A 20,913-nucleotide genomic window follows, 5' to 3' on the forward strand; every position below is an offset into this window, starting at 1 on the left:
GGAGCGGCCGCTGCACCCGCCCCGCGAGTTGTCCCACGACGGCCGATTCTCCCTAGACATCATGATCATCTTGATCTACCTGCTGGACCGACGTTCCTAACGTCGTCCACGGCCCCCGCACCCGCGAGAGGGCGACCATAGGCAAGATGATCCCCCAGCCCCGCCATCCTTGTAGGCCGCGGGGTGCCGGCCCTATGGGCCGGCACCCCGCCCCTCCCCCGGTCCAGCGCCACAACGAGCAACCCACATCAGCATCACGCAGCGACGCAACTTCGTCGCGAGGAGTTGAGCGAGCCGTGTCCGAGCCTTCCTCCCCATCCGTTCAGTCCGTGGTGGACGTCGTTGTCGAGCAGTCGCGGCGCGTGCTGGACACCTACCGCGTCGACCCCCGCCTGATCGAGGAGCACGCCAATGGCGAGCGCCGTATCACTCAGGGTGGTTACGGCGACCGCCAGATATACGAGCTCGTCCAGAACGCCGCCGACGAGTTGCGCATTGACGCGGGAGGCGAACTCTCCGTGATAATTACGCACAGTCACCTTTACTGCGCGAACGAAGGCTCCCCCGTTACCCCGCAGGGTGTCGACACCATCCTCCGCATGGGAGTGTCCCGCAAGCGCGGTGGCCAGATCGGCCGCTTCGGCGTAGGCATCAAGTCGGTTCTGTCGGTTTCGGACGCTCCCCAGTTCTTCAGTCAGAGCGGCTGCTTCGGCTTTGACCGAGAGTGGTCCGCCGAGATGATCCGAGGTGTCCATCCCGAGGCCGAGGAGACACCCGTCCTGCGCATGGGCCGGCCCCTCGATCTGCAGAAGTCCCTCGCCTCCGATCCGATCCTGGCTGAGCTGATGAAGTGGGCGACCACCGTGGTGCGGCTCCCGCTCAAACCGGAGAGCGTGCAGCGTCTCGGCTCCGACCTGCGCAACTTCCCCGTCGAATTCCCACTGTTCTCGCCACACGTCGGCACCGTCACGCTCGAGGACCGACGCGTCGTGCCGCCCGTCCGGCGGACCATTTCCCAGATGGTGAACGGCGACCGGCACACCCTCCAAGAGGAGAGGTTCGACGGCTCAGATGTCACGTTCCAATGGAGGGTGTTCACGCGGACGGTGAGGCCGAGCAAGGCGGCGCTGGAGTCGGCCGGCGAGCTTCACGACCGTCCCGAGATCGATCTGTCGTGGGCGGTCCCCGACCGGAGCGGCCGCATCCGGGAGCTCGGCTCCTTCTGGGCCTACTTCCCCACCAATTACGCGACGCTGCTGCGCGGCATCCTCAACGCTCCATGGAAGACCAGTGAAGATAGGCAAAACCTATATAAAAGTAACAATTTTAATGATGAGCTTATCAATGAGGCGGCCCGGCTCGTGGTGGGTGCGCTGCCCGAGCTGTCGCCTGCGGACGATCCTGCCGCCTACATCGACCTGCTGCCCGGCCGTGGCCGTGAAGCCCCACAGTGGGCCGACAGGCAGCTCACCTTGGCCATATGGGCGATCGCCGCCGACGAACCGTCGTTGCCCGATCAGGATGGTGTCCTTCGCCGGCCGGTGGAATTGATGCTGCACCCCGAGGGTCTGAAGGACACCTGGCTCAAGCTGTGGGCCGATCACCCGGGTCGGCCGACGGCCTGGTGCCACCACTCCATAGAATCGCGTGAACGCCGCGCCCGCGCCGAGCGGATCATGCGGAGGGCTGAAGTGCCGGACGCGTCCGTCCGGCAGTGGTTGGAGGCCCTGGTCGAGGACGGGTCGCCGGAGGCATCCGTTGCCGCCGTCCGGATTCTGGCGGACATGGTCCGCACCAACCACCCGGCTGCCGAGGAGGCCCGCAAGTCGCGGATCCTGCTCACCGAAACGGAAGGCCTCGTCGCCCCTGTGGTGGGCAAGGTGTTCCGCCGCAGCTCGGACGACGACCTGAGCGACAACCTGTTGTACGTCCACACCGCGGTCTCCGAGAACTTCAGCGCTGTTCCTGCTCTGGAGACACTCGGCATTCACGAGGCACACGCCGTCGGCCGGTTCTCGGCGGTGGTCGAGCAGGGTGTTCAGGGCTACACCGAGGCCCAGTGGGTTGCGTTCTGGGAGCTGTCCCGTCAAGTGGGCCCGGACGGCGCCACCGCGATTCTGCAGGGCCAGGTACCGGATCTGCTCCACGTGCTCAAGGTGCGAACGCTCGCCGGGGCGTTCCGTAGGATGGCCGACTGCCTCATGCCGGGCCGCGTGGTCCCCGCCGACGGCTCCCGGGATACCGCCCACACCGTCGACGTGCGGTTCCACGAAGATGACCGACTCCTCCTGCACAACCTTGGCTTGAGCGATGTCCCCAGTACGGATATGGACCCCTCGGGTGAATCCTGGTTCAACGACTACGTCGAGATGGCCTGGAATTCCTACTGCCAGACGCTTCCTGCGAACTCCCGACGCCCCCAGTTGAAGACCATGCAGACCGAAGGCGCCCTGCCCGCGGGTCCCCTGCACTTCCTCACCGAACTGTCCGAGGAGGGACGCGCCGCCTTCCTGAAGAATCTGCCTTCCGGCGGCCTTGTGTCCAGCTGGACCATACGGGTCGGCGCTCAGATGGGGACGCGTAAGCGCATCGTGTCGCCCCTGGTCTGGATGGCGCGTAGGCACGGATTCCTTCAGACGAACCTTGGACTGCGTGCCGTGCACGCGAGCGTCAGCCCGGCCCTTGGTGAGCACCGACGCCTGCTCCCCGTCGCGGACGTCCCGATCAGGGTGGCCGAGGCCCTCAAGCTGCCCGAGACCCTGAAGCAGGTTCCGGCCTCGATCTGGACGGCGCTTTTGAAGGACGCCTCCGTCAGCGAGGACGAGACGTTCCCCGGGCAGGTGTACGCCCTGGTTCTGGAAGCCGGGGCCACATGGCCCGAGGACATCGGCACCCGCTGCCGGGTCGGTGCGAAATGGGCCAGCGACGTCCCTGACACGGACATTGCGGTGACCGCGGATCGCGCCGAGTACCAGTCGCTGGTGCGGGAGAACGTCCCTGTGCTCCTGATGCCGACGGCCGAGAGCGCCGAACTCATGATCGAGACATATGGCCTGGCGTCACCGACCGGTATCATCCAGAAAGAGCTCCGATTCGTCCCCGCCTCGGACCCGACGCCGCTCACCGACGAGTTCCCTCATCTGGTGATCACGTACCGGGCCAAGGTCAGCGGCTGGACGCTGACACGCTGCCGTGAGCTGGAGGAGATCATCACCTCCCCGAACGGGGAGCGGGTCGCACCGATCGACGAGGCGGCCCAGGACCAGTCGGTGCTGGTCAAGAATCCTGATGACGACATGGACGCGCTACTGGCCGTGGACCGCGTCCTCAAATTGGGATTGGGACGGCAGGGGTGCCAGTCGATCCTGAACCAGCGTGAGAACGCACGCCGCTCCGAGCTCAAACAGCAGGTCCGTCAGAGCAAGTCCCTGCCCGAGAAGATCTACAGGCTGATCGGTCCGGAGGCGCTCAAGAGTCGCCTGCCGCAGGGCCTGGTCGAAAGCGAGGAGACCCGTACCGGCAAGGCCTCCGAGGGGGTACGGCTCGCCGAGCTCGCCATCGACGCCTTCGGCCCTGGCCTCCTCCGCACCTACTCCAAGGACATCTCCGCACGAGTCGACGGCGCACCGTCGCAGTACAACGGCAGCAGCACCGCCCTGCAGTTCGTCAACGAACTCGGCCTGCCCGATTTCTACGCGGGGACCAGAAGCGAGACCCCTCCTTCCTCGGAGAAGGTGGACGGCCCATCGTTCTTCCCCCGGCTGCACGATTACCAGGAGCGGCTGGCGGCGAACATGTACGACCTGCTCGCCGAGCGGCTTCCCGGTCGGGCGATGCTCAGTCTGCCCACCGGAGCCGGTAAGACCCGCATCGCAGCCGAGTCGGTCATCCGCCGGTTCAAGGAGCACGGCCTCGACGGTCCAGTCCTGTGGATCGCGCAGAGTTGGGAGCTGTGCGAGCAGGCCGTTCAGAGCTGGAAGTTCGTGTGGCAGAAGGTCGGCCCCGAGGAGCCCTTGACGATCAACAGGCTGTGGGACACCTACGAGGCCGCCGCTGTCGGCTCCGGTCCGCAGCTTGTCGTGGCCACGGACGCCAAGCTGGCGAGCGTGCTGGACAAAGAGGAGTACTCCTGGCTGCGGGAGGCGTCCGTCGTCATCGTCGACGAGGCACACAGTGCCTATGACCGTATGACGCCGATCCTGAAGTCTTTGGGAATCACCCCCTCGCGCGCAGCGCGTCCGCTCATCGGCCTGTCCGCTACCCCCTACCGGGGGTTCAACGAGGAGGAGACGCGGCGGCTCACTAAGCGGTTCGGCCATCGCCGGCTCGACGACGGCGTCTTCCCGTCGGCCGATCCCTTCACCCCGTTGCAGAAGCTCGGCGTGTTGGCCCGAGTCGAGCACCGGGAGTTGAAGGGTGCGACACTCGAGCTGTCCGATAAGGAGCTGAAGGACGCCGACTTCCGGGGGCTTCCAGCGAGCGCGGAATGGCGTCTGGAGCAGGATGATGAGCGCAACAGAATGCTTCTGGCCGAGATCAAAGCCATGCCCGACGACTGGCCAGTGCTGTTCTTCGCCACCTCCGTCAACCACGCGAGGCTGATGGCCGCCATCTTCTCAAGGGAGGGCATCCCTTCCGCTGCGATCGACTCGAGCACTCCCACCCCCGAGCGTCGTGCCAACATCGATGCCTTCCGCAACAAGCGGATCAGGGTACTGACGAACTACAACGTCCTTGCCCAGGGCTTTGACGCCCCCGCCACTCGCGCGGTCGTCGTCGCCCGCCCGACCTACAGCCCGAACATGTACACCCAGATGATCGGTCGTGGCCTGCGCGGTCCGCTGAACGGCGGCAAGGAGGTCTGCACGATCCTCGACGTGCACGACAACATCGTCAACTACGATCGCAAGCTCGCCTTCACCGAGTTCGAGGACCTGTGGAGGGCCCGATGAGCGCACCGTACGAGGGGGCTCCCCCACTCACCCCCGAACAGCAGGAGGTCGTCGACCTGCCCGCCGACGCGATGACACTGGTGGTCGCAGGAGCAGGGGCTGGCAAGACCCACACCCTGATCCGCAGGCTCGACGCGCTCATCGAGCACGAGGGGTTGAGCGCCGGCGAGACACTGGTGCTGAGCTTCTCCCGGGCGGCCGTCCGTGAACTACGTGGTCGGCTGGACCGGCATGCCGACGCCGCCCGCCATGTCCGGGTGCGGACCTTCGACTCCTGGGCGCTAGAACTGCTCACCCAGGTGGACGCGGCCGGAGAATGGCAGGGACACGGCTTCGACGAGCGGATCAAGGCCGCCGCCGAGCTGATCGGAACGCCGGCGGTGAACGAGCTGTACGAGGATCTGCGCCATGTCGTCATCGACGAGGTGCAAGACCTCGTCGGTGACCGCCGGGAGCTGGTCGAAGCGCTGCTGGACACTTACGACTGCGGGTTCACCGTCGTGGGCGACCCCGCTCAGGGCATCTACGGCTTCCAAGTGGACCCCGCGGAGCGGGCGGGCGAGGTCGGCCGCTTCTTCGACTGGCTCCACGGTCGGTTCGGCGAGGACCTCACCGTCCTGCACCTGACCCGGAACTTTCGCGCCACCACGGACGAGGCGAAGATCGCGCTGCCCTTCGGCCCGCGACTCCAGGTCGGTGCGAAGGAGCATGCCGTAGATGGCGGTGTCCCCTACGAAGAGTTGCGGACCGCGCTTCTCGGCACTCTCCTGATCGGAGACCTGTCCGACGGTTTCGTCCTTCAGGGCCTGCAAGGCCACGAGGGGACAACGGCTGTCCTGTGCCGCACTAACGGCCAGGCTCTTCTGCTGTCGGAGGCCTTGCATGCAGGTGGCGTACCGCACCGGGTGCAGCGTTCGGCCACCGATCGGGTCGTCCCGGCCTGGCTGGCCGAGCTTTTCAGCGCGGCCATATCGTCGGTCATGCCTCGAAGTGAGTTCGTCAAGTTCGCGGAGGGGCATTCCCTCCCAGCGCACTGGACGCCCGAGGAACTGTGGCGAATTCTGCTTCGTGCCGTCCCTAGCCGGGCTGACAGCCTCGACCTCGGCCGACTGCGGACAGTGCTGGCGGAACGCCGGATGCCCGACGAGTTGACCGCCCCGCCCGCGTCCGATCTGGTCGTGTCATCTGTGCACAGGGCCAAGGGGCTGGAGTTCGACCGCGTCCTGGTCGTCGACCCCGGACCGCTGCGGCCCGATGCGGACGACCCTGGCGAGGAGTCGCGGATGCTCTACGTCGCGCTGACCCGGCCGCGTCATGAGCTCATGCATCTCGCCACCCCCAAGACCATGCCGATGTTCCTCAAGAGGACACCGGACAATCTGCGATGGGGGCGCTATCACGTCAGGAGCCGAGGCATGCGGCTCGGCCTGGAGTTCCTGGCCGGCGATGTGAACCGGGAGCAGCCTGCCGGTGCCCACCTGCTCCTTCCCGACCTCTCGTTCGACAGGTCGGCGGAGGAAATCCAGCGTTACCTCCTCGACATTGTCCGGCCCGGCGACGAGGTCGTTCTGGTGCAGGCGGAGGAGCAGTCGGTTCATCTGAACCACGCCCCGCGTTACCTGGTGATGCACAACGGTTCGGTCCCCATCGGGATCACTTCGGAGCAGTTTGCGAAAGATCTCTATGCCTACCAGCGATGGTCGCAAAAACACGTACCCGAGAGCTGGCCCCGGCGTATCGTCGGCGTCCACGTGGACGCGATCGAGACGACGGCGGGCAGCCAGGCCGCATCGGCCGAGGCGGGACTGGGCGAGCGGGGCGTATGGGTGGTCCCGCGGCTCGTCGGGCTGAGCCGTTTCGACTACAGCAAGACCGATGCCGTAGGGGGAGATCTTGTCTCAACACAGTGACCACTACCGGTTCCGGTCGGAACTGGTGGAACGGCTGCAGCGGGATCTGCTGGGGCCGATCGGCGCCGACGATGAGGTCATCGATGATGCGCCCATCACCACCTACGCCGCGGGGATCCTCTTTCCCGGTGAGGAGGGGGGCCTGCGGGGCAACGCCTCCGGAGAAGGCGAAGGTGCGCCGAAGGTGTTCGCCGACGACACCGATGGGAGAACCGTCTCCGACGTTCTCGACAAGGACGCGATTCCGGATACCGGCGTCTCCATGGCCAACGTTCAGAAGCCGTCCTCCATGGGACTCACCTTCGCCGTGGACCCCACAGTCGCGCGGAGCATCACCGTCACCGTCTCGGCTGCCGTGTACGAGCCCATCAACGCCGAGGGCAATGTCGTCGCGGCGCGGCGGATAGAGGCCCGCTCGATCGGGCAACATGATCAACGTTGGCGCCGGCGCGCGTTGTCGATCCCCCCGGTCGACATCGACATCACCGAGCCCGCCTTGCAGAAGAAGGACCTGGGCGTACGTGGCCTGCAGCTCCGGTACAACGTCCGCAAGCCTTCGGACGGCGCCGTCGCGGTCACCATCACGCTCGTCAACGTCCTTAAGGCCGGCCGGTCCGAGTTGCAGGACTCTTATTGCTTCTTCCAGCCGTCCCTCCACATCGCCGGTCCCGAGGGGAGCTCTGCGCTGGTCGAGCGTCCTGTCCCCGTGGGTGTGGACGAGGACGAGGTCAAGCTCAACAAGCTCCTGCACCGGCATGCCCCGACCTTCGCGGTCGGCCATGGCTGCGCGGCCGATTGGGAGTGGACGGCGCCCCCCATGCGCGGCGCCGTTCGCCAGAAGGCGCAGAAGGCATCCGTGCCCGCTGTATGGTCGGCCTTCGTCCCCTCCTACGAGGTGCTGTTGACCGACTCCAACCGGGACATCGACACCAGGGCCCTGGGCATGTTGCGCCTGTCCGAGGTGTCGGATGCGGAGATCATCGGTTCGTTGACCGCATTGGCGGCCGGCTATCGCACCTGGATCGCCGAGCGTGGCGCCGAGGCCGAGCAGCTTGCGGACACCGAATACGCCCAGACGGCGCGGACGCGCATCAAGGAGTGCAGCGAGGTCGCCGAGCGCATCGAGCGCGGCATCTGGGTACTTGAGAGCGACAAGAACGCGATGACCGCCTTCCGGCTGGCCAACCGCGCCATGGCCGAGCAGCGGGGACGCACATCCTGGATCAGGGACGGCCGGTCCGGCGACCCGAGCCTGGACGGGGAGTGGCGCCCATTCCAGATCGCGTTCATCCTCCTGTGCCTTCAAGGGATCGTCGATCACGACCATCCCGAACGCGCCATAGCCGACGTCCTGTGGTTCCCGACCGGTGGTGGCAAGACCGAGGCGTACCTCGGCCTGATCGCCTTCACGGTCTTCCTGCGGCGGTTGCGCAAGGGCGCGGCCGGCGGCGGCGTCACGGCGCTGATGCGCTACACGCTGCGGCTGCTCACCCTTCAGCAGTTCGAGCGTGCGACGGCGCTCATCTGTGCCATGGAGTCGATCCGTCGACGTGATCCCGCCCGTCTCGGCGACGAGGGCATCTCCATCGGCATGTGGGTCGGCAGCGCGGCCACCCCCAACGACCTGAAGACGGCCGACGCGAGCCTTAAGAAGTTGCGCGATAACAAGGACCTGTTCGAGAACAATCCTGTGCAACTGCGCGTTTGCCCTTGGTCAGGTGCTCTACTCGGCCCCAAACAATACGCCGTAGACCTGGACCAGAGGACGATGACCGTCTCCTGTCCGGATGCCGATTGTGAGTTTCGCAATGGCCTGCCGATCCACGTCGTCGACGAAGAGATCTACCAGGTGCGTCCCACCCTGGTGATCGCCACAGTGGACAAGTTCGCCATGCTCACCTGGCGGGATGACGTCGCCGCGCTGTTCAACCGCGACCGGCCGGGCACCCCTCCGCCGGAACTAATCGTGCAGGACGAACTGCATCTGATCTCGGGGCCGCTCGGCACACTGGCCGGCCTATACGAGACTGCAGTGGACGCCGCCGCCGACCAGCCCAAAGTCGTCGCGTCCACTGCGACGATCCGCCGCGCGGCCGAGCAGGGGCGGGCGTTGTTCGATCGAGCGGTGCGCCAGTTCCCGCCGGCCGGGTTGGATTCGCGCGACTCCTGGTTCGCCGTGGAGACGTCCCCCGCCGACAAGGCGTCACGCCTGTACGTCGGCCTACTGACGCCGAGCACAAGCCAAGCCACACTCCTGGTTCGCGCCTACGCCGCCCTCCTGCACGACGCGGCGGCGGTGGAGGGCACCGACGCCGTCCGAGATGCCTACTGGACGCTGATCGGCTACTTCAACAGCCTCCGGTTGCTGGCCGCGGCCGAGCTTCAGGTTCATGACGACGTCCAGGACCGACTTGCACTGTTGGCCAAGCGGGACGGGGTCGAGCGTCAGGTCGAGCGGTACGCCGAACTGACGAGCCGGGTGAAGTCCAGCGAGATCCCCACGCGCCTGAAGGAACTGGAGATCGCGCGGCCGAATGGTGCCTTCGACACCGTCCTGGCCACCAACATGATCTCCGTCGGCGTCGATGTCGACCGGCTCGGGCTCATGGCCGTCATGGGACAGCCACAGACCACCGCCGAGTACATCCAGGCCACCAGCCGCGTCGGCCGACAACACCCCGGTCTGGTCGTAACGCTCTTCAACGCCGCGCGGTCGCGGGATCGCTCGCACTACGAGACCTTCGCCTCCTACCACTCGGCCCTCTACCGACAGGTCGAGTCCACGAGCGTCACACCGTTCTCCGCCCGCGCCCGGGACCGGGCACTGCACTCGGTCTTGATCGGCCTCACTCGGTTGGTCGTCGACGCGGCCCGTCCCAACGATGCGGCGCAGAACGTCGAAGGCTTCCTGGATCGGATCGAGGAGATGGCGGAGACGATCGTCTCCCGGGCGGAGAGCGTGGCCCCCGATGAGGCGAAGGACGTGGCCGAGCACCTGTCCGCCATCATCGAGCATTGGCGGAGCCTCGCCGAACGCCACGACCTTGAGGCAGGCGACAAGCCACTGCGGTACTCCGCCATGCGCTCGTTCAAGCGGAGCGAACCGCGCCCCGAGGACGCCGCATTGATCCGGCGCTACTCCGACGAAGATCTGGAGTTGGCGTTCACGGCGTTGGAGAGCATGCGCGATGTCGATGTCGAATCCGACCTCTACCTGGAGTACTGACATGGCCCTGCGATCCGACTCCAAGAAGCGGTCCTTCGGTATCCCCGGCAAGGGCTCCAAGGCCCAGACCCCCTCCCGCCAGTCCAAGGGCTCCGTTCGACGCACCCAGATGATCACTACGTACGGTGTGGGATCGTTGGTCGCGCTCGGCGACCAATCCTTCCTGGTGAGCGGGCTGGACACTTGGCGGGTCAACTGGGCACCAGTGATCTACGAGCCCAACCTCCAGCGCTGGCTGGGGGTAACGCACTTCCGGCTGCCTCCCGCCGACAATCCCCCGAGCGGGGACGGCGTCAAGATCCGCCGCTTTCCCCAGTGGTACTCCTGCTCCAAGTGCAAGGACCTGAAGCCGTACAAGGACTTCGGGGGAGGCGACAAGAACACCTGTCAGGCCTGCGGCACCACGCTGACCCCTTCCCGGTTCATCGTCGCCTGCGTGAACGGCCACCTCGACGACTTCCCCTACTGGGAATGGGTGCACAGGAAGAAGGGCGCCTCCGGCGCCGAGCGCACCTCCTCCTGCAAACTGAGCCTCCACACCACGGGCAGCAGCGCCTCCCTGGCCTCCATCATCATCAAGTGTTCCTGCGGTGAGCAGTCGTCCATGGCGGGCTCATTCGGCAAGGAGGCCCTGCGCAGCATCGGAGTGACATGCCGTTGCCGGCGACCGTGGCTCGGTCGCGGAGCAGACGAGACAAGCTGCGGTGAGGCTCCGCGCACGTTGCAGCGAGGTTCGTCCGCGGCATGGTTCCCGGTCCACCGCTCGTCGCTGTCGATCCCGCCGTGGTCTCAGCGCCTTCAGCAGCTTCTCAACAAGCACATGAACCAGATCACCAAGCATCGGGACGATGAGAGGTCCCTGCGCGTCGTGATCGAGACGTTCATCGACGGAACCGAATTCACCGTGGAGCAGGTGCTCTCCGCGCTGGAGGCCCGGGACAAGCTCGCCGAGGAGTCCTTGGACGACGATGCCAAACTCGACGCCTCCAGTCGGCTTCGTGCGAAGGAGTACAAGGAACTGGAGGCCGGGGTTTCCGCAGAACACCTCGAGGACGAGTTCGAATGCGAACCGGCGCCCCTGGACCCGTCGGCGCCACGTCCAGCGGAGCTGGACAAGGTCATGCTCGTTAAGCGGCTCCGGGAGGTCCGTGCCCTTAGGGCGTTCACCCGTGTTGAGGCACCGGACCGGCTGACCCTGCGCGAACGTGAAGCCAAGCTCTCCTTGGAGAAGCTCGACTGGTTGCCCGCCATCGAGGTGAGCGGTGAGGGAGTGTTCCTCAGCCTCGACAACGCATCGTTGCGTACATGGGAGCAGTCGCCCGGCCCTCTTCACCGGGCGGACCGCATCCGCGGCAGGCACGAAGTCCTTTTGCGCGAGCGCGCAGAGAGGGCCGGGGTGAGGGCGACGAAGGCCGACCTGACTTCCGAGGTCGACGCCCGCTTCATCCTCCTGCACACCCTGGCCCACGCGCTGATCAACGAGTGGAGCTTGGACAGCGGTTACCCCGCCGCCTCCCTCAGGGAGCGGATCTACAGCTCCGACACGATGAAAGGCATTCTCATTTACACGGCCGCCAGTGACTCCGCCGGCAGCCTCGGCGGGCTTGTCGCGCAAGGGGATGCGAAGCGGCTGCGTGCTTCTCTGACATCGGCGATGGACCGCGTCTCCTGGTGCTCCCAGGATCCGCCGTGCATGGAGTCGGAGGCCAGTGGCACCGACAGCCTGAACCTGGCGGCCTGTTACGCCTGCGTGCTGTTGCCTGAGACGAGCTGCGAAACGAACAACGCTTTCCTCGACCGTGCGTCGCTAATCGGAACTCCGGAATCACCGGAGATCGGCTACTTCACCGGGCTGCGCACCTCATAGGCCGGAAAGGCTGGAGCATGTTTCTCGTACCTTTTCGGAGCTGACACCCGTCCCGCTTCACTCGACCCCGGGAAGACTGGTACGTACTCCTCACGTCTCTGCGGAGCTGAGGACTGCCTCGCCCAGGGTCATGAGTGTGAGCGAAGCCTTGGCCTCTGGCCGGCTTTGGCTCTGGGGATGGCTGCTTCTGGTGCTCTGTGTGGGTTGTTGTGAGAATCCTGGAAAGGATCTTGCGCCCGATCAGTCTGCGCATGCCGTAGGCAACCATCGTTCGGCGTGTGAGCTGGGAGTTCTGCGGCATTCGGGGGTACGGCGATGACCACTTTGATCGAGCTGGCCTACACCACTGCCGGCGGCATTGCAGGGGCCGCCGTCACCACCTATCTTTCGCGCAACCATAACCGGCGCCAACTGCGCGCCGAAGTGCAGCGGCAACTACTTTGGGTCTCCGCCGTACGGGCCGACGTCTGCGACATCGCGCCGAGCTAGCACCGGAACGGGCGGCCCATTCAGTACATGGGAGGGAACCGCCTGTCCATAACGGGCGCGTCTGGCCTGTCGCTGCTGCTTGAGGATGGCAAGGACGCCGAACGTGCCCTTCATGAGGCGCTCGAAGGCTTCGTTGTGAGCGCACTGTCCGCAGATGTGCCCCGCAGGGTCCTGGATTTCGCGGGAGGCGGTGAGCAGCAGGCATTCCAGTGTGAGCATCCGCCTCATCGACCTTCGTCTCGGCGGCGTCCTGGACGAGACGGACCTCAACGCGCTCATGGCCGCCTGCGATGACTACCGCGAAGCGACCACCCAACTCCTCCTCCAGTCGCTCTGGCACTCCTGGCACAGTCGGCTCCGCATGCGCAGCCGTATCCGTGCCCTGCGCACACAGGTAGAGGCCCTGCACCAGCGTCAGCAGGCGGCCATGACCCTCCTGACCTCGCCAGAGCACACTCGCGCTATCGAGCAGATCCTCGCTGTCGGACCTGGTGAGGCTTAATTCGGCGCGACAAGGGTCGTCCGCGATGATGACTGTCTGAAGGGGCACTCGGTCGGCCGAGCCACCGAGTCGCCCCACCCCGTCCAAGGTGGGCTACTTCGCGCTCGCCGGATCACTCGTCCGGACGTTGCAGGCCACACCTTTCATGCCCTTCACGCTGGCGCAAGAGCAGTCAGGAGCAGGGCGCCTGCTTCGAGAGCGGCAGGATCATCATTGGCCCGAAGTTGCAGCTCCGCCAGGACCGGGTGGCCTGCTTTGAAGGCCGCCATCGTTTCCCGCGCTTGCGGCCTGCAGGCCGCCTTGTCTGCCCTGGTCCAGTGCCAACGCCAGCGGTGTTGAGCCAGCGCTCGATCGGCCAGGGCTGCTCCGTCTGCTCGGCGAAGGCCTGGGGGAAGCGAAGGGTCCGCCCGTCCCGGGAGGCGAAGCCACTGTTGGTGACGGAAGGCGTAGCCAGCACGAATTGGGAGGACTGCTCGACGTCCACCTAGCCGCATGGGCGTCCGGGCTGACAACACCTGATGCGGGCGGCCGTTCAGGGGGAGTGACAGTTCGGTCAATTGTGATGGTAAAGCTCTTGGCGGCGCCGCTGGGCCTATGTGAGGGTTGCGCGGTGACTTACCCCCCTCCGCAAGACGCACAGTGGCCACAGCAGGGTTATCCGGCGCCACAGCAGGGTTACCCCGCGCCTCCGCAGCAGCAGGGATACGCCCCGTCGCCACCACACCAGCAGCCCTACCCCCAGCAAGGCGGCTATCAGCAGCAGGATTACCAGCAGGCGGCGTATCCGCAGGCCGGGTATGCGCCGGGAGCGCCGGCCTGCCGGTTCTGTGGGTGTGGGCCGGCGGCGGCCACCACCTTCCGGGCGCATCGCGGCATGCTCATCGTCATGTCGTTCCGGAGCCTGGAAGGGCCGTTCTGCCGGGACTGCGGTCTGTCGGTCTTCCGGAAGCTGACCGCCGACACCCTGATCCAGGGCTGGTACGGCTACCTGTCGCTGCTGATCACGCCGATCACGGTGCTGATCAACCTGGCGCGGCGCGGCAAGGTGGCGCACCTGGCGCAGCCCACCGGCGGCGGGCAGCCGATGGATCCGGGGCCGCCGCTGCTGGCCCGGCCGACCGCGATCATCGGGATCTTCATGCCGCTGATCCTCATCCTGGTCATCGTGCTGGTCAACGTCGCCCGCTGAGCGCTTCGATACGGTTCGCTCCATGATCGATCTGCGTTCTGACACGGTGACCAAGCCCGACGAGCGGATGCGGGAGGCGATGGCCCGTGCCGAGGTCGGCGACGACGTCCTGGAGCGCGACCCGACGATGCAGGCGCTGGAGGAGCGCACCGCGGAGCTGCTGGGCACGGAGGCGGCCCTGTGGGTGCCGACCGGGTGCATGGGCAACACGATCGCGCTGATGCTGCATCTGCGGCGCGGTGACCGGTTCCTGGCGTCCGCAGGCTCGCATGTGCTGGGCATGGAGCTCGGCACGCCCGCGTGGCTGGCCGGCGGCCTGCCCGAGGCGCTGGCCTGGGACGCCGGGCCGGGCCGGTTCTCCGCCGCCGCCGTGCGCGAGGCGGCCGGCGCGCCGGGGCCGTATTTCACGTTGCGCACCAGCTTGCTGTGCTTGGAGAACACGCACAATTCGGCGGGCGGCACCGTCACGCCGGTCGCCGAGCACGAGGAGCTGGTGGCGGCGGCCCGCCAGGCCGGGCTCGCGGTGCACCTGGACGGCGCCCGGATCTGGAACGCGGCCGTGGCCCTCGGCGTCACGCCCGCGCAGCTGGCCGCCGGTGCCGACACCGTGCAGGTCTGCCTGAGCAAGGGCCTCGGCGCGCCGATGGGGTCGCTGGTGGCGGGGACCGCCGCGTTCGTCGCCGAGGCCCGGCGGGTCCGCAAGATGCTCGGCGGCGGCGTCCGGCAGGGCGGGATCGTCGCGGCCGCCGGGCTGGTGGCGCTCGACCGGATCGACGACCTGGCCGGCGACCACGCCAACGCGGCGCGGCTCGCCGAGGGGCTCGCCGCGCTTGGCCTGGAGGTCGGCACGCCGCAGACCAACATCGTGATGGCCTCCGTGCCCGACCCGGGTGCGCTGCTGGAGCGGATGACGGCGGCGGGGGTGCTGGCCGTGCCGATGGCCGGGCGGATCCGGTTCATCACGCACCGGGACCTGTCCGCCGCCGACATCACCGAGGCCCTGGAGCGCATCGCCGCCGTGCTGCAGGACTGAGCGCCGGTGGAGTTGAGGCCCATCGCATCCGGGGGTCCGGTGCCCGGGGGTCGGTGGAAGGTCACAGGTCCGGATGCGATGGGCCGTTGTTCACTCTCTGCGACTCCTTCATTGCCACCCGGCTTGATCGCTAACCGTCCCGTGGGTAAAAATCGGCCCGCTCTTCACTCTGGTCGCAGGTTTTGTGCGCGATCGGGGCTGGACCTCAAGCGTGGTTGAGTTTCTAGGCTGGGTGGCAGCGTATTCGAGGAGGAGACAATGAAGGATCGTGCCGGCTGGGACGGCGGCGAGATCGACCTGGACGCCTACTTCGCCCGGATCGGTTACCACGGCGAGCGCGCCCCCACCCTGGAGACGCTCAAGGCTTTGCAGCGCGCGCACGTGACGGGCATCCCGTTCGAGAACCTGGACGCCGTCCACGGCCGGCCGGTCCTGCTGGACGTCCCGTCCCTGCAGGCCAAGCTGGTCGGGCAGCGGCGCGGCGGCTACTGCTTCGAGCACGTCCGCCTGTTCGCGGCGGCGCTGGAGCGGCTCGGGTTCGCGTTCACCGGCCTGACCGGCCGCGTCACCATCGGCTCGGACGACATGCGCCCCGCCACCCACGCGGTGCTCCGTGTCGTCGTCGACGGGCGGGCGTGGCTCTGCGACGTCGGGTTCGGCGGCGGCCCGCTGGAGCCGATCGAGCTTCGCGACGGCATCGAGGTCGACCAGGACGGCTGGCGGTTCCGGCTGGAACGTTCCGAAGGCGAGCTGGGCAACGAGCTGTGGATCATGCACCAGTTCGGCGCGGACGGCTGGGTCGACCGGCACATGTTCACGCTCGACCCCCAGTACCCCATCGACTACGAGGTCGGGAACCACTTCGTCTCCACGCACCCGCGGTCGCCGTTCGCCGCGCGCCCCTACGCGCAGCGCTTCGCCGTGGACGTCCACCATGTGCTGGACGACCTGAAGTGGACGACCACCCGGCCCGACGGCCGCAGCGAGGTGCGGGAGCTGGAGCCCGGCGAGCGGGAGAAGGTGCTGGAAGAGGTGTTCGGGATCGTGCTACCCGGGTGAGATCAGCGCTTCCCGGAGCAGTTCGGCGAGGTGGCGGGCGCGGCGGGGTGTGCCCTGGGCGATCTGGGTGCGGCAGGAGAAGCCGTCCGCCAGGACGGGCCCGGCCGCGGCGTTGACCTTCGGGAACAGCTCGCGGTCCGCGCACGCCTGGGACACGTCCCAATGGCCGGGTTCGAAGCCGAAGTTGCCCGCCAGGCCGCAGCAGCCCGCGCCGACGACGTCGGCGGTGACGCCGAGGCGGGCGAGGACGGCCAGGTCGGCGTCGTAGGAGCCCTTGGCCTGCTGGTGGCAGTGCACCTGCGCGACGGCGGCGGTGTCCAGCGTGGTGAACGGCCAGTCGCCGTCGTGGCCGGCGACGAGTTCGGCGAGCGTGACCGTCCGGGCGGCGAGCAGCCGCGCGAGCGGGTCGCCGGGCAGGAGCTCGGGCGCCTCCTCGCGCAGCATCACCGTGCAGGACGGCTCCAGCCCGACGACCGGCAGGCCGGCCTCCAAGGCGGGCCGCAGCACGGCCAGGGTGTGCCGCAGCACCCGCCGGGTGATCGTGAGCTGGCCGGTGGAGTGCCAGGTCAGGCCGCAGCAGACCCGGCCGGGCGGCAGCAGGACGCGGTGGCCGAGCGCCTCCAGGACCTCCACGGCGGCCTGCCCTGCGGCGGGGTCGTGAAGGTCGGTGAAGGTGTCGGGCCACAGGACGACGGGCTTGCCGTAACTACGGGGACGACGCCGGAACCAGGCGCGCAGCGTCGGATCCGCGAAACGGACCATGTCGCGGCGGGGCTCGACGCCCGCGAGGCGTTTGGCCGCTGACGCGACCGGGCGGTACGTCATCGCCTTGTTCAGCGCGCGCGCCGTCCCGGGCAGGCCGGTGGCCAGACGCGACCACAGGGGCAGCCAGCCCATCGAGTAGTGCGCGCGCGGGCGGAGACGTCCGGCGTAGTGGCGGTGCAGGAATTCGGCCTTGTAGGTGGCCATGTCCACGTTCACCGGGCACTCGGAAGCACACGCCTTGCACGACAGGCAGAGGTCGAGGGCTTCGAGTGCTTCGGTGGAACGCCAGCCGTCCGTGAGAAACTCGCCGCGCAGCATTTCGGCCAGCACCCGCGCGCGCCCCCGGGTGGAGTGCACTTCGTCCCGGGTCACCTTGAAGGACGGGCACATCGCGCCGGTGTCCAGGTTGCGGCAGGCGCCGACGCCCACGCAGCGGTGCACGGCGGCGGCGAACGAGCCGTGGTCGCGGGTGAGCGCGTGCACCGGCGTGATCGTCAGGGCGTCGCGGCCCGGTCCGGGGCGCAGGTCGGCGTCCAGCGGCGCCGGGTCGGTGATCACGCCGGGGTTGAGCCGCCGGTCCGGGTCGAAGACGTGCTTGAACGCGGCGAACGCGGCGAGCAGCTCGGGCGGGTACATGCGGGCCAGCAGCTCCGAGCGGGCGCGGCCGTCGCCGTGCTCGCCCGAGACCGAGCCGCCGTGCGCGACGACCAGGTCCGCGGCGGCCTCGGCGAACGCGCGGTAGCGGGCGACGCCGGGGGCGTCGTCCAGCCCGAAGTCCAGCCGCAGGTGCAGGCAGCCCTCGCCGAAGTGGCCGTAGGGGACGCCGCGCAGCCGGTGCTCGCGCATCAGCGCGTACAGGTCACGCAGGTAGCCGGCCAGGCGTTCGGGCGGGACGGCCGAGTCCTCCCAGCCGGGCCACGCCTCGCCGCCGTCCGGCAGCCGCGTCACGATGCCCGCGCCGGCTTCGCGGATCCACCACAGGGCGCGCATACGGGCGGGGTCGTCCACCACCACGCAGGTCGTGTCCGTTGCGCGCGCGCGGACAGCGGCGGCAAGCGCGTGTGCGGCGTCTCGCGCCTCGGTAGCCGTCGCGCCGCCGACTTCGCAGTACAGCCAGCCGCCGCCGGGCGGCAGGTCCGCGCCGGCCCCGCCGCGGCCCGGCTGGGAACGTAGCGCGGTGAGCAGATCGGCCGCCATGCCCTCCACGGTCAGCGCCCCGGCCGCGGCGGCGAACGGCGCCACCTCGGCGGCGGCGTAGACGTCGGGGAAGCCGAGGACGGCGAGCGCGCGGTGCCGGGGCGCCTCGACCAGCCGGACCGTCGCCTCGGCGATCACCCCGCACGTGCCCTCGGCGCCGACCAGCGCCTTGGCGACGTCGAAGCCGTTCTCGGGCAGCAGATGGTGCAGCCCGTAGCCCGACACCTGGCGCCCGAACCGGCCGAGCCCGGTGCGCAGCGCGGCCAGGTGCGCGTCGCGCAGCCGCAGCAGCCCGGCGTCGATGCGCGCGTCGCCGCTGGTGCCGCGCGTCGCGGTCAGCTCACGGCCGCCGGGCAGCAGCAGCCGCAGCGACTCCACGTTCGCCGAGGTGATGCCCCACGCCACGCTGTGCGAGCCGCACGCGTTGTTGCCGATCATCCCGCCGAGGGTGCAGCGCGAGTGGCTGGAGGGGTCGGGGCCGAACGTCAGGCCGTGCGCGGCGGCCGCGGCGCGCAGGTCGTCCAGCACCACGCCGGGCTGGACGGTCGCGGTGCGCGCGTCCGGGTCGATCGCGCCGATCGCGGTCAGGTGCCGCGAGGTGTCGACGACGATGCCGGGGCCGACCGCGTTGCCCGCGATCGACGTCCCGCCGCCGCGCATCGTCAGCGGCAGTCCCTCGGCGGCGGCGAGGTCCAGCAGCGCGGCCAGGTCGGCGGCCGACCGCGGCTCGGCGACCGCCGCCGGGACCCGCCGGTACAGCGAGGCGTCACTGGAGTAGGCCGCGCGTGTGGCGGCGTCGGTGCGCAGGACACCCGGCAGCGCCCGGGCGAGCTCTTCCATGCGCCCCAGCCTAGGCAGGCCATGATCAGACCGGCAGGCCGTAGCCCGTGCAGACGGGACGGAAGCGGCGTTCGGCCGGGCCGAGGGCGTTCAGCACGTTCTGCAGGACGGGGCCGTCGTTGAACATCCCGACGTGCCCGACATAGTCCTGCGGGCACTGCTTCTGGATCAGGATGTTGGTGACGTCCGGCCCCTTGAGGAACGCGTTGGTGTACGGGGTGACCACCAGGTCGTTCTTGGTCTGGATGACCGTGTAGGACGGGCCCGGCACGGTGTCGCCGCCCGCGAACATCGTCTTCTGGAACGCCGACCCCTCCTCCTGCTGGACCAGCGCGGGGGCGCCGACCGCCTTGAGCGTGTCGTTGGCGAAGCCGAGCAGGTTGAGCTGCTTGCCGAGGTTGACCAGGCCGAGCATGGTCGTGCCGTGGTTGCTCGGCGACAGCGCCACGAACCGGCGCACCTTCGCCGCGCCGCCGAGCCGCTTGATGTAGTAGCCGGGCATCAGGCCGCCCTGCGAGTGGCCGACCACGTCGACCCTGCGCGCGCCGGTGCGGGCCAGCACCTTGTCCACGAAGGCGCTCATCACCGAGGCCGAGACCCCGATGTCGCCCAGCCCGCCGATCCGGTCCGCCGAGATCGGCGCCATGCCGTAGTTGAAGGCGTAGACGCAGTAGCCCGCGTTGGCGAGCATCGGCGACAGGACCGCCCAGTTCGCGCCCTGGTTCACGAACGTGGCGTGCACGAGGACGACCGGCGTAGGGTGCTCGCGGCTCGGCCTGCAGTTCCAGTCGTTGGCGCCGGCGACCCGGCCGGGGCTGTTGAAGAAGTTCTCCAGGGCCTTGCCGACGTTGCCGGCCGGGTACTTCGGCGGGGCCGCGGCCCCGGCGGGGGCGGCGGTGGCGAGGAGGGCGGCGCCGGTCGCGAGCGCCAGGACGGCCGAGGCGACCGGCCGCCCGGCCCGGGCGCTGAAGGGTCGACGGCGCGGCATGGGGCCTCCCGGGTCACGAGCTTCACCGACCCGCGAAAGCGGACGCTTACATCGGCGGGTCAGGCGAATCTAGACCCTGGGTCCAATAGCTGACAAGATCCCCGGCCCGGCGACGCGCAGAAGCCGGCAGCGCCCCGCACAGGGCCTTTACGCGGAGGCCGCCGGCATCACGGGAGGATGCCCGCGCCGAGGGCGGTCGGCCGGCGCAGACAGGCGACCGCCGCAGCAGCAGCCAGGCCGAATCCCCCACGTACGGCCGGTTGCGCGGTCGCTCGCCGCGAGACAGCCTGCGGCTCACATGGACGGTCACGGCGTTCGTCCGGGGTGGTTCCAGATGAGCCGCTCCGGCCTCACCGGGGTGATCGTTTCCGCAGGTCGGGCGGGGCGGGCACACGAAATCCGGCACCCCGATGCGGAGATGCCGGATTCACGAAGTGGCGGGACAGCCGGCCACCCGCGGCTCGCGCCGGTGCCGTCATTGACGAATAAAGCGGGAAACCCTTGTCGATTCACACCAACGGCACCGCGTTCCGTGACGAAATAGCTGCGTTACGCGGAATGGGGAGCTTCCTCAGCGGGAATCGCGGATTCCCGTCACCAGGTCGCGCCACCGGGGCAGGGGAAACTCCACGATGCCCCCCGAGCGGTCACGGGAGTCACGGACCAGCACAGCGTCTCCACTGCGAGCGACCTCGACGCATGCACCGGCGGCGTCACTGGCGCTCGCCTTGCGCCAGGTGAGACCGGTGAAGCGACCCGTCCGTTCAGCCATTCAGCGACCCTCCGTTCTCGGGGCGGGCCCTGCCTCGCTGTGGAATCAGGCGGGAGCCATCCAGCAAGCCGGAATCGAGCAGGGCACAGCAAACCACGACCTTGTGGACGATTTCCCACACATG

Annotated in this window: 12 protein-coding genes; 9 read left to right on the forward strand and 3 right to left on the reverse strand. The window is 68.3% G+C overall.

The window, feature by feature from the left end; genetic code table 11:
* Positions 1–329: 329 nt before the first annotated feature.
* The 9 genes from ACRB68_RS13245 to ACRB68_RS13285 all read left to right on the forward strand — a co-directional run bounded on the left by ACRB68_RS13245 (position 330) and on the right by ACRB68_RS13285 (position 16,227).
* Positions 330–4,952 carry a DEAD/DEAH box helicase gene (locus ACRB68_RS13245; RefSeq protein ID WP_328594144.1) on the forward strand — a complete coding sequence of 1,541 codons (4,623 nt, stop codon included), beginning with the start codon at positions 330–332 and terminating at the stop codon, positions 4,950–4,952.
* Entirely contained in the window at positions 4,949–6,862 is a 1,914-nt protein-coding gene (locus tag ACRB68_RS13250) for an ATP-dependent helicase (protein WP_153532807.1), read from the forward strand. The genes ACRB68_RS13245 and ACRB68_RS13250 overlap by 4 nt, the downstream gene beginning before the upstream one ends.
* Before the next feature lie 25 nt (positions 6,863–6,887).
* Positions 6,888–10,088, forward strand: coding sequence for a helicase-related protein (locus ACRB68_RS13255; RefSeq protein WP_328594145.1), 3,201 nt, complete (start codon positions 6,888–6,890; stop codon positions 10,086–10,088).
* 1 nt (position 10,089) lies between these two features.
* Positions 10,090–11,955 (forward strand): DUF1998 domain-containing protein, encoded by a 1,866-nt coding sequence (gene drmB / locus ACRB68_RS13260; protein ID WP_207709681.1) that lies wholly within the window; start codon positions 10,090–10,092, stop codon positions 11,953–11,955.
* Between the two features lie 315 nt (positions 11,956–12,270).
* On the forward strand, positions 12,271–12,444 hold the full coding sequence (locus tag ACRB68_RS13265; RefSeq protein ID WP_153532809.1) for a hypothetical protein: 174 nt from the start codon (positions 12,271–12,273) through the stop codon (positions 12,442–12,444).
* 211 nt (positions 12,445–12,655) lie between these two features.
* Positions 12,656–12,946: a hypothetical protein gene (locus ACRB68_RS13270; protein ID WP_153532810.1), complete on the forward strand. Its 291-nt coding sequence runs from the start codon at positions 12,656–12,658 to the stop codon at positions 12,944–12,946.
* 886 nt (positions 12,947–13,832) lie between these two features.
* Entirely contained in the window at positions 13,833–14,135 is a 303-nt protein-coding gene (locus ACRB68_RS13275; RefSeq protein WP_153532811.1) for a hypothetical protein, read from the forward strand.
* A 22-nt stretch (positions 14,136–14,157) separates the two neighbouring features.
* Positions 14,158–15,168: a threonine aldolase family protein gene (locus ACRB68_RS13280; RefSeq protein WP_153532812.1), complete on the forward strand. Its 1,011-nt coding sequence runs from the start codon at positions 14,158–14,160 to the stop codon at positions 15,166–15,168.
* Between the two features lie 258 nt (positions 15,169–15,426).
* The gene (locus tag ACRB68_RS13285) at positions 15,427–16,227 is read left to right on the forward strand and encodes an arylamine N-acetyltransferase family protein (protein WP_153532813.1); all 801 of its coding nucleotides are present in this window, start codon (positions 15,427–15,429) and stop codon (positions 16,225–16,227) included.
* Here ACRB68_RS13285 and ACRB68_RS13290 read toward each other — a convergent pair.
* The 3 genes from ACRB68_RS13290 to ACRB68_RS13300 all read right to left on the reverse strand — a co-directional run bounded on the left by ACRB68_RS13290 (position 16,216) and on the right by ACRB68_RS13300 (position 20,789).
* Positions 16,216–19,029: an FAD-binding and (Fe-S)-binding domain-containing protein gene (locus tag ACRB68_RS13290; RefSeq protein ID WP_153532814.1), complete on the reverse strand. Its 2,814-nt coding sequence runs from the start codon at positions 19,027–19,029 to the stop codon at positions 16,216–16,218. The two genes, ACRB68_RS13285 and ACRB68_RS13290, sit on opposite strands and share 12 nt — an antisense overlap.
* A gap of 25 nt (positions 19,030–19,054) precedes the next feature.
* Positions 19,055–20,017, reverse strand: a complete 963-nt coding sequence (locus tag ACRB68_RS13295) for an esterase/lipase family protein (protein WP_153532815.1) — start codon at positions 20,015–20,017, stop codon at positions 19,055–19,057.
* A gap of 571 nt (positions 20,018–20,588) precedes the next feature.
* The gene (locus ACRB68_RS13300; protein WP_153532816.1) at positions 20,589–20,789 is read right to left on the reverse strand and encodes a DUF397 domain-containing protein; all 201 of its coding nucleotides are present in this window, start codon (positions 20,787–20,789) and stop codon (positions 20,589–20,591) included.
* Positions 20,790–20,913: the final 124 nt, after the last annotated feature.

Origin of the sequence: Actinomadura macrotermitis (genome assembly GCF_009604375.1) — a bacterium.
Lineage (GTDB): Bacteria > Actinomycetota > Actinomycetes > Streptosporangiales > Streptosporangiaceae > Spirillospora > Spirillospora macrotermitis.

What these genes read in the sequence shown, in the direction of transcription:
- drmB (WP_207709681.1), top strand. Translation starts at nt 10,090, where the DNA reads ATGGCCCTGCGATCCGACTCCAAGAAGCGGTCCTTCGGTATCCCCGGC.
- ACRB68_RS13285 (WP_153532813.1), top strand. Translation starts at nt 15,427, where the DNA reads ATGAAGGATCGTGCCGGCTGGGACGGCGGCGAGATCGACCTGGACGCC.
- ACRB68_RS13300 (WP_153532816.1), bottom strand. Translation starts at nt 20,789, where the DNA reads ATGGCTGAACGGACGGGTCGCTTCACCGGTCTCACCTGGCGCAAGGCG.
- ACRB68_RS13275 (WP_153532811.1), top strand. Translation starts at nt 13,833, where the DNA reads ATGTCGTTCCGGAGCCTGGAAGGGCCGTTCTGCCGGGACTGCGGTCTG.
- ACRB68_RS13250 (WP_153532807.1), top strand. Translation starts at nt 4,949, where the DNA reads ATGAGCGCACCGTACGAGGGGGCTCCCCCACTCACCCCCGAACAGCAG.
- ACRB68_RS13290 (WP_153532814.1), bottom strand. Translation starts at nt 19,029, where the DNA reads ATGGAAGAGCTCGCCCGGGCGCTGCCGGGTGTCCTGCGCACCGACGCC.
- ACRB68_RS13265 (WP_153532809.1), top strand. Translation starts at nt 12,271, where the DNA reads ATGACCACTTTGATCGAGCTGGCCTACACCACTGCCGGCGGCATTGCA.
- ACRB68_RS13280 (WP_153532812.1), top strand. Translation starts at nt 14,158, where the DNA reads ATGATCGATCTGCGTTCTGACACGGTGACCAAGCCCGACGAGCGGATG.
- ACRB68_RS13295 (WP_153532815.1), bottom strand. Translation starts at nt 20,017, where the DNA reads ATGCCGCGCCGTCGACCCTTCAGCGCCCGGGCCGGGCGGCCGGTCGCC.